General features: G+C 72.7%; 7 protein-coding genes and 1 pseudogene. 5 read left to right on the forward strand and 3 right to left on the reverse strand.

Annotation, left to right across the window (positions count from 1 at the left end; translation table 11 throughout):
* Positions 1–82 precede the first annotated feature (82 nt).
* Entirely contained in the window at positions 83–1,342 is a 1,260-nt protein-coding gene (locus J1C73_RS10745) for an FAD-binding protein (RefSeq protein WP_207316145.1), read from the forward strand.
* A 19-nt stretch (positions 1,343–1,361) separates the two neighbouring features.
* Here J1C73_RS10745 and J1C73_RS10750 read toward each other — a convergent pair.
* Together J1C73_RS10750 and J1C73_RS10755 are read right to left on the reverse strand one after the other, a co-directional pair.
* Positions 1,362–2,358, reverse strand: a pseudogene (locus J1C73_RS10750) (MASE1 domain-containing protein).
* Between the two features lie 67 nt (positions 2,359–2,425).
* Positions 2,426–3,259 (reverse strand): PP2C family protein-serine/threonine phosphatase, encoded by an 834-nt coding sequence (locus J1C73_RS10755; RefSeq protein ID WP_207316146.1) that lies wholly within the window; start codon positions 3,257–3,259, stop codon positions 2,426–2,428.
* A 267-nt stretch (positions 3,260–3,526) separates the two neighbouring features.
* Between J1C73_RS10755 and J1C73_RS10760 the strand changes: the two genes are divergently transcribed.
* From J1C73_RS10760 to J1C73_RS10770, 3 genes are all read left to right on the forward strand, one after another.
* Complete coding sequence (locus J1C73_RS10760) at positions 3,527–3,826, forward strand: DUF1876 domain-containing protein (RefSeq protein WP_123467166.1); 300 nt, start codon at positions 3,527–3,529, stop codon at positions 3,824–3,826.
* Between the two features lie 93 nt (positions 3,827–3,919).
* A complete protein-coding gene (locus tag J1C73_RS10765; RefSeq protein WP_207316147.1) occupies positions 3,920–4,513 on the forward strand; it encodes a DUF6629 family protein in 594 nt (197 codons plus the stop codon).
* A gap of 449 nt (positions 4,514–4,962) precedes the next feature.
* Positions 4,963–5,514, forward strand: a complete 552-nt coding sequence (locus J1C73_RS10770; protein ID WP_207316148.1) for a lamin tail domain-containing protein — start codon at positions 4,963–4,965, stop codon at positions 5,512–5,514.
* Between the two features lie 156 nt (positions 5,515–5,670).
* Here the strand turns inward: J1C73_RS10770 and J1C73_RS10775 are convergent, their stop codons facing one another.
* A complete protein-coding gene (locus tag J1C73_RS10775) occupies positions 5,671–7,698 on the reverse strand; it encodes a SpoIIE family protein phosphatase (protein ID WP_207316149.1) in 2,028 nt (675 codons plus the stop codon).
* Between the two features lie 264 nt (positions 7,699–7,962).
* Between J1C73_RS10775 and J1C73_RS10780 the strand changes: the two genes are divergently transcribed.
* Positions 7,963–8,147 (forward strand): hypothetical protein (locus J1C73_RS10780; protein ID WP_207316150.1); only part of this gene is annotated, 185 nt, incomplete at its 3' end.

Consider the following 8,147-nt stretch of genomic DNA (forward strand, 5'->3'; position numbering starts at 1 on the left):
TCGCCGGGCGGCTCCGCGGGGCTGTCTGGGAGAATGCACCGTCGGGAGACTGCGCCCGGCCACGAGTGAAAGAGGACGCACGGTGACTCCCGCGGAGAAGAACTGGGCCGGCAACGTCACGTTCGGCGCGAGGCGACTGTGCGTACCCCGCTCGGAGGCCGAGCTGCGGGAGACGGTGGCCACTTCCACCGCGGTACGCGCCCTGGGCACCCGGCACTCCTTCAACGCCGTCGCGGACACCGCCGGGGACCTCGTGTCGGTGGCCGGTCTGCCGCGTGTGGTCGAGATCGACCCGGCGGCCGGTGCGGTGACCGTGAGCGCGGGGCTGCGCTTCGGAGAGTTCGCCGGCGAGCTGAACGAGAGCGGCTTCGCCCTGCACAACCTGGGTTCCCTCCCGCACATCTCGGTGGCCGGCGCCTGTGCGACCGGGACCCATGGCTCGGGTGTCGGGAACCGGTCGCTCGCGGGAGCCGTCCGGGCACTGGACATGGTCACGGCGGACGGCGGGACCCTCTCGCTGCGGCGGGGCGACGCGGACTTCCCCGGAGCGGTGGTCTCCATGGGCGCGCTGGGCGTGGTGACCCGGCTGACGCTGGACATGGTCCCGGCCTTCGACGTACAGCAGTGGGTCTACGAGGATCTTCCCGAGTCCCGGCTGACCGGGGCCTTCGACGAGGTGATGTCGGCCGCGTACAGCGTCAGCGTCTTCACCGACTGGCGCCCCGGACCGGTCGGCCAGGTGTGGCTCAAGCAGCGGGTGGGGAGCGGGGGAGCGCGGCAGGCGCCCGGCGACTGGCTGGGCGCACGGCTCGCCGACGGTCCGCGCCACCCGATCGCCGGTATGCCGGCCGTCAACTGCACCCGGCAGCAGGGCGCCGCCGGAGCCTGGCACCGCAGGCTGCCGCACTTCCGGCTGGAGTTCACCCCCAGCAACGGGGACGAGCTGCAGTCGGAGTACTTCGTGGCCCGGGAGGACGCCGCCGCCGCCTACGAGGCGGTGGGCCGGCTCCGGGACCGGATCACCCCGCTGCTGCAGATCTCCGAGATCCGTACCGTCGCGGGGGACGACCTGTGGCTGAGCCCGGCGTCCGGCAGGGACTCGGTGGCCTTCCACTTCACCTGGATGCCGGACACCGAGGCGGTGGCACCGGTCCTCCGGGAGATCGAGGAGGCGCTGGCGCCGTTCGCCGCGCGGCCGCACTGGGGCAAGGTCTTCGCCACCGCCCCCGACGTCCTGAGCACGCTGTACGGGCGGTATGCGGACTTCGAGAAGCTGATGGCCCGGTACGACCCGGCCGCCACCTTCCGCAACGACTTCCTGGACCGGCACTTCCCGCGGTGACCCCCGGACGCGGTGGGGGTCAGCGGCCCTCGCGCTCGTCCCTCGCCCGGGACGGCCAGACGGCCGCCGACTTGCCCGGCGCGAGGTGGTCCACCACATCGGCCAGTTCCTCGCAGGCGCGCTCGATCCGACGGCGGATGTTCTGCTGCTCCGCGACGATGGCGGCCAGCAGGAGCGACGTGAGTGCAACGGCCCCGTTGAGGACCGTGAGGTTGATCATCACCTCGACCACGCCGTGGCCGGCGAACGGACCGACTTGTTCCGTCCCCGCGACCACCGCCAGGACCGACACCAGCAGCGCGCACGGCGCGCTGCCCGCGAGCCGGAACCGCAGCGCCGCCCAGATGAGGATCGGGAACACCAGATAGAGCATCGACAGCGGACCACGGGTGGCCAGCAACGAGCCCGCGACCGTGACGGTCAGCAGCGCGGCGGCCTCGATCCACCGGTCGGTCACCCGGGGCATCCGCAAATTGCGCAGCACGACGAGGACCAGCGGGGTGACCACGAGCAATGGCGTCTCCGGCCCACCATGCCACCCAGACAGTCCAGAACCCGCTCGTGGGCAGTTTGTCGTCGAGCGCCAGCATGGCGGTGCCCACGGTCGCGCTGGCGGCCATCCCGGCCAACGCACCCAGGAAGACCAGCATGACACCGTCGCGCAGCCGGTCCAGCTCCGGACGGAAGCCGACCCGGCGCAGTATCAGGCAGGCGCAGACGGGTGCGAGCGTGTTGCCCGCCACGACCGCGGCCGTCGACGGCGTCACCGAGGCGCTGAGCGTGGCGATGACGAGCAGCGAGCCCAGAGCGATCCCGGGCCAGATGTGCGGTCCCAGAATCAGCAGGCAGCCCAGGGCGATCCCGGTCGGCGGCCAGAGCGGTGTGACCACCGCGCCGTTGACGGTCAGCTGCCTCAGGAGTCCCAGGCCCCCGGACGCGTAGTAGGCGGCGGCGACTGCCAGCACGCGCAGTGATATTGCCGTGGCCCTGCGCCGGTACTCCTCGCTGCGGATCACGGTTCTCATCAGACACCGGCCCCGGCGGGAGGCGGCCGCGTGACACGCACCGGCCCGGATCGCTGCGTCATCCGGGGGCGGCGGGGAACGCGTCGTGGCGCAGGACGAGCACGGCGGCGTCGTCCTTGTGCCCGGTGCGCTCCGCCGTCTCCAGGATCGCGTCGGCCAGTTCGTCCGCGTCGTCGCCGACCCGGGAGCGCACCAGGCGGACCACCGCGTCCAGCCCCTCGTCGATCGAGTAGGACGGCCCCTCGATCACTCCGTCGGTGAGCAGCACGAAGGCGCCGGCGGTCGTGAGCGGCCGGGTGGTGACCGGGTACTCCTCGCCGGTCTGGATGCCGAGCGGCAGACCGCCCTCGTCCTCGGTGGTGCCCGACCGCCCGTCCGCCGTGGCCCACACCGCGGCGACATGCCCCGCGCGGGCACTCCGCAGCTCCCGGGTGAACGGGTCCATCCGGACGAAGGTGCAGGTGGCGAGGAGGCCGGAGTCCACGGACAGCAGCAGGTCATTGGTCCGCCGCACCACTTCGCCCGGATCGGCCGCGATGACGGCCAGGGCGCGCATCGCGATCCGGATCTGGCCCATGAAGGCAGCCGCCTCGACGTCGTGTCCCTGCACGTCCCCGATGGCGAACGCGAGCGAACCGTCCGGGAGCTGGAAGCCGTCGTACCAGTCGCCGCCGATGTCCAGACCGCTGCGCGCGGGCGTGTAGCGGGCGGCGGTCTGCAGCCCCGGCAGGGCCGGCAGGGACGAGGGGAGCATCTTGCGCTGAAGCGCCTCGGCCAGCTCTACCCGTGCCTGATGAAGCTCCACCTCGCGGCGTGCCCGGGAGGTGAGGTGCTGGAGCGTGGTCAGCAGTTCCTCGGCACTGGCCGAGCGGGGAGGACGACGCCGGTTCATGGGCCGCTCCGCAGTGCGTGTGGTGGCGAGCCGCACCACAGAGTCTGTCGTGGCGGGACGATCCGGGGGTCAACGCTTCGGATCCGGGACAGCGCCGCGCGCTGCTTCGGACGCGGCTCACGTCAGCCTATTTCGGTGCGGTGATCCGCGCAGTCCGAGCGGACTCCGGCTGCCCGGAACGCGCGTGGCCCGCCGGTTGGGTGGATGCTGGGAGTGAGCCCGTATGGCGGCGTCGCCTGGCGGCCGGCGCGGGCCGGGAGGTGTGCGATGAGCCGGACATTGGAATGGACGGTCCACGTGGACCTGTCCGAGGAGGACGGTGCGACGAAGGCGGAGGCGGTGCTCGACACCGGCACGGCGAAACTCACCGGCCACGGGGTCGCCCGCTGCAGCCCACAGGACCCGGACGTCCCCACCATCGGTGACGAACTCGCGGCGAGCCGTGCGATGCGCGATGTCGCGGCCCAGCTGATGAGCGTGGCCGACCGCGAACTCGGAGAGGCCGGCGCGGGGCCCGCGGACGGGCCGGTGCCGCCGCCGTACGCATGGTCGGACGCGACGGCCTGAGCCTGCCGCACGGCCCGTGCCCACCGGAGGGGCCGTAGCGTGACCGGGGAGGAGACCGGTTCACGCGAACGAGAGACCCCCGGGTGACGCCATGTGCTGGAGCGCGTGGCCTGCGTCCTGCGGACGCGCCGGACCCGGGACCTGCCGCTCGCCGCGCTCCCGCTGTTGCTGGGCGCCCATCAGATCATCGAGTCCGCGGTCTGGCGCGCGGACGGCGGCCCCGGCCCGGCGACCGTGGCCTGGGCCGTCATCGCACTGCCGCTGCTGGCGCTGTGGGTACCGGTGGGTGTGCTGTGCGCGGCGCCGCCGAACGCCCGGCGGCGTCTGCTGGTGCCCCTGGCGGCCGGAGCCGCGACGTCCGCCGCCCTCGGGTACAGCCTGGCCGTCCGGCCCGTGAGCGCGCTGATCCGGGGGCACACCCTGGGCTATGTGCTCGACCTGCTGCGTCCGGGGCTGCTCATCGCGGGCTACCTCCTGGCCACCGTCGGATCGCTGCTGCTGTCCGGCGACCGGTGGCTGCGGTGGCTCGGGGCGCTGGCCGGGACCGGGGCCGCGGTCTGCGCCGCCCTGTGGCGGCTGGATTTCATCTCGACCTGGTGCGCGTTCGCCGCCGTGTGCTCGGTGGTCCTGCTCGGCTGGTCCGGGAGGCGCCGCCCCGCCGGGGCGGCCGCACCCGCCGGGCCGTGAACCTCGATTCATCGCAGCCCTGCCACTCGGCCACGCGCGGTCCACTGGCGCGATCACACGCCTCGCCCGTTGTTCGAGAGAACCTCTGTGCGCTCTTTCCGGGGGTAACGGAACGGGCGTTCAGGTCCGGTCGTGCGGTGGCTGTTACAGGTTCCGGGACCCGATCCATGGACCTTGTACGGCCTGCGGCGTTGGGGGAGCCAGGGTGTCCGCCCGCGTCAACCCGGCGCCGTACGGCTGGATGCAGCGGACAGGGATTGACAGGTACCCGGAGGGTCCGGTGGGTGGCGCCTGCAGTCGTGTGTGACGGAAATGTCCGCACTTCGTAACACGTACCGGGGTGCTGTCCATTGAACGGGCAACAGGGTCAAAGTGTGCCTTCTCGGCATCACGCCGGGACCGAAAAACGCCCGGACCGCACGGTCCGGGCCTGCATCTGAGGGGTCTTCATGTCCCGTTCCGCACGGCGGATCACCGCCACCGTTCTCGCTTCCGGCGCACTCCTGGCCGCCGCCGCTCTTCCGGCGACCGCGGACGGCCACGACCACGGTCGCGACCACGGACGCGACCGCGACCACGGCCGCGACGACGACCGCGACCACGACCACGACCACGGCCGAGGCCACAGCAAGCCGGCCCCGCGCTCGGCCGTCGTCCTGGGCAAGATCCAGTACGACAGCCCCGGCGGCGACAACCGCTCGAACCGGAGCCTGAACGGTGAATGGGTCACCGTCACCAACACCGGCCGCAGCTCGGTCAACCTGCGCGGCTGGACCCTCAGTGACGAGAGCCACCGCACCTACCGCTTCGATCTGCGTCTGGCCGGCCGCTCCTCGGTGCGCGTGCACACCGGTGTCGGGCGCGACGACAGCCGTGATGTCTACCAGGACCTCCGCCGCCACGTCTGGGACAGCAGCGACACGGCGACCCTCAGGGACGCACACGGTCACAAGGTCGACTCGAAGTCCTGGGGCCGCCACCACCACGGGGGCCGCCGCTGACCGCTGACCGCCGCCCCCTGAACCCGGGGCCGCTGCCGGCTTCCTGACCGCGGCGCACCACGGCCCACCCGGCCGCGGTGCGCCGCACCTGTGTCCGCTGACCCGGGCAGTTCCGGGCCGGGGGCCGACCCCCGGCACCCATCGGCTGCCGGCCCGTCAGGAGCCGCCGTCGGGGGCCGGGATCTCCTGTTCGGTCCACAGGGCCTTGCCGTCGGGGCCGTACCGGGTGCCCCAGTGCGTGGCGAGCTGCGACACGATGAACAGGCCGCGGCCGCCCTCGTCCACGGTCCGCGCGTGGCGCAGGTTGGGCGCCACCGGACTGGTGTCGTGGACCTCGCAGGTCAGGGTGCGGTCCAGCAGGAGACGCAGATACAGCGGCGGAGTTCCGTAGCGGACCGCGTTGGTGATCAGCTCGCTCACGATCAGTTCGGTCGCCTCGATCGTCTCCTCGTCGAGGTTCCACCCTTCGAGCCGGTCCCGGACGAGGGTACGGGCGATGGCCGGCGTGGTCCGGTCGTGGGCCAGTTCCCAGGTCGCGACCCGGTCGGGCGGGACCACGCCGGTCCGGGCGAGAAGCAGCGCGGCACCGTCGGGATGGGCGTCGGCGGGCAGGCTGTAGACGATGGCGTCGCACAGCTGCCGCAGACGGCGGTCCGGATAGGCGAGCGCGTCCTGCACCCTGGCCACGGCCCGGGTGTCCGGCAGCAGCGAACCGGTGAGGAACGCCAGCACACTGCCCTCGTCGAGCTCGATCGTCGCCGTGGCGAAGGGGGCGCTGTCCTCGGAGAAGAGCGGCGGACCCTCCGGTACGTCGAGGACGATCGGGCTGCCGTCGGGCGCCACGACGACCGGCGCCGGATGTCCCGCACGCGCCACGGTGCAGGTCCGGGCGAACGGGTCGTAGACCGCGTACATGCAGGTCGCAGTCAGGGACTGATTGTGCAGCGAGTCGCCGGGCGGCAGCGACCTGCGCTCCTCCGCCAGCCGGTCCGCCGTGTCGTTGAGCCGGGCCAGCACCTCGTCGGGTTCCAGGTCGAGGCCGGACAGCGCGTGGATGACCGTGCGCAACTGCCCCATGGTGATGGCCGTCTGCAGCCCGTGCCCCTCGACGTTGCCGATGATCAGCGCGGTACGCGCACCGGACAGCCCGATGGTGTCGAACCAGCAGCCGCTGTTGCGCCCCGGAAGCAGCGCGTGCGCGGTCTCGACGGCGACCCGGGCACCGTTGTGCTGGGGGAGCAGTCGGCGCTGGACGGTCGACGCGATCACGTGGTCGCGCTCGTAGCGCCGCGCGTTCTCGATGCTCAGCGCGGCATGGGCGGCCGCCGTCAGAGCGAGGGCGAGGTCGGCCTCGTCGTACGGCTCGACGCCACGGAACCGGTAGAGACTCACCAGGCCGAGCACGGAGCCGTGAAGTTTCAGCGGGACCACGATCAGGGAGTGGGCCCCGGACACCTCGACCATCTGCGCGCTGTCCGGGTCCGCGGCCAGCCACGGGGTGTCCGGGCCGAGCGTGGACAGCCGGGGGCGCAGATCCGTGACGGCGAGCGCGAACGGCGTACGGCCGGGCAGCCGCCGCATGTCTCCGGCCATGCTGTCGCCGCCGGACCCCCGCTGTGCCGCGCGGCGCAGCGGGACATCGCGCCGCAGCGGACTGAGCGGAGGGGGTGAACCCCGCAGGATCTCGTCCACCACCTCGACCACGGCGAAGTCGGCGAACCGCGGCACCAGCGCCGTCACCAGGCCCTCGCAGGTCGCCGCCACATCGAGGGAGTGGCCCACCTCCCTGCGTACGGCCGTCAGGCACTCCGCCCGGGAACGCGCCTTCTCCCGCTCGTTGATGTCGACGACCGCCGCGAGCAGCCCGAGCGGCCGTCCCTGCGGGTCGTCCAGGCGGTGGAGGGTGACCATCAGGCTGCGGCTGGGGCCGGGCGCCCGCATCAGCCGCCCGCGGATGACCCGGTTGAGTACGGGCACGCCGCTCTCCAGTACCTGGTGCAACAGCCGTTGCGCTTCTTCCGGATCATCGAGCCGGTAGGCCTCGGTGAAGTGCAGTCCCACGAGCTGGTCGGCGCCGACCGCGTCGGACAGGGCGTTGACGCGCTCCACCCGCAGTTCCGTGTCCAGGACGTGCAGTCCCACCGCGGGCTGGCTGAACAGGGCGTCCAGGAGCGTCACCGCCATGACATCGCCCGTGGGCGTCCCAGGGACCGGTCCACCGGCGTCCGACACGTCGCACCCCCTTCAGGCTCCGCCACCCCAGCGAATCGGCAGCTTTCGGGACAGCCTGCGCAGCTCCCGTCCGGCCCCGCCACCGTGCAGGGCCGAACGGGTGAAGCGGCTGTCGCGCGCACCGCCGCGTTCCGGCTCCGGACGGACGGCAACCTTTCCGGGTCCGGCGGTCACTGACGTTACGTAATCCGCCCCCACCCCCGGAAGGCATCCACCGTGGCTCCTGAGCACCCCCGATCCTCCCGCAGACGCCGCACCACCCGGACCCGCACGCTGCTCGGCGCGGTGGCGGCGGGTCTGCTGGCCGCCGCCGGGCTGGTCGCCTCGGGCCAGACCTCGCAGGCCGCGACGGTCCGCCAGGCAGAGGCACTGGACCGCGGCGTCGTCAGCGTCCATACCGA

This window comes from Streptomyces laculatispora (assembly GCF_017353455.1).
In the GTDB taxonomy this organism is placed as follows: domain Bacteria; phylum Actinomycetota; class Actinomycetes; order Streptomycetales; family Streptomycetaceae; genus Streptomyces; species Streptomyces laculatispora.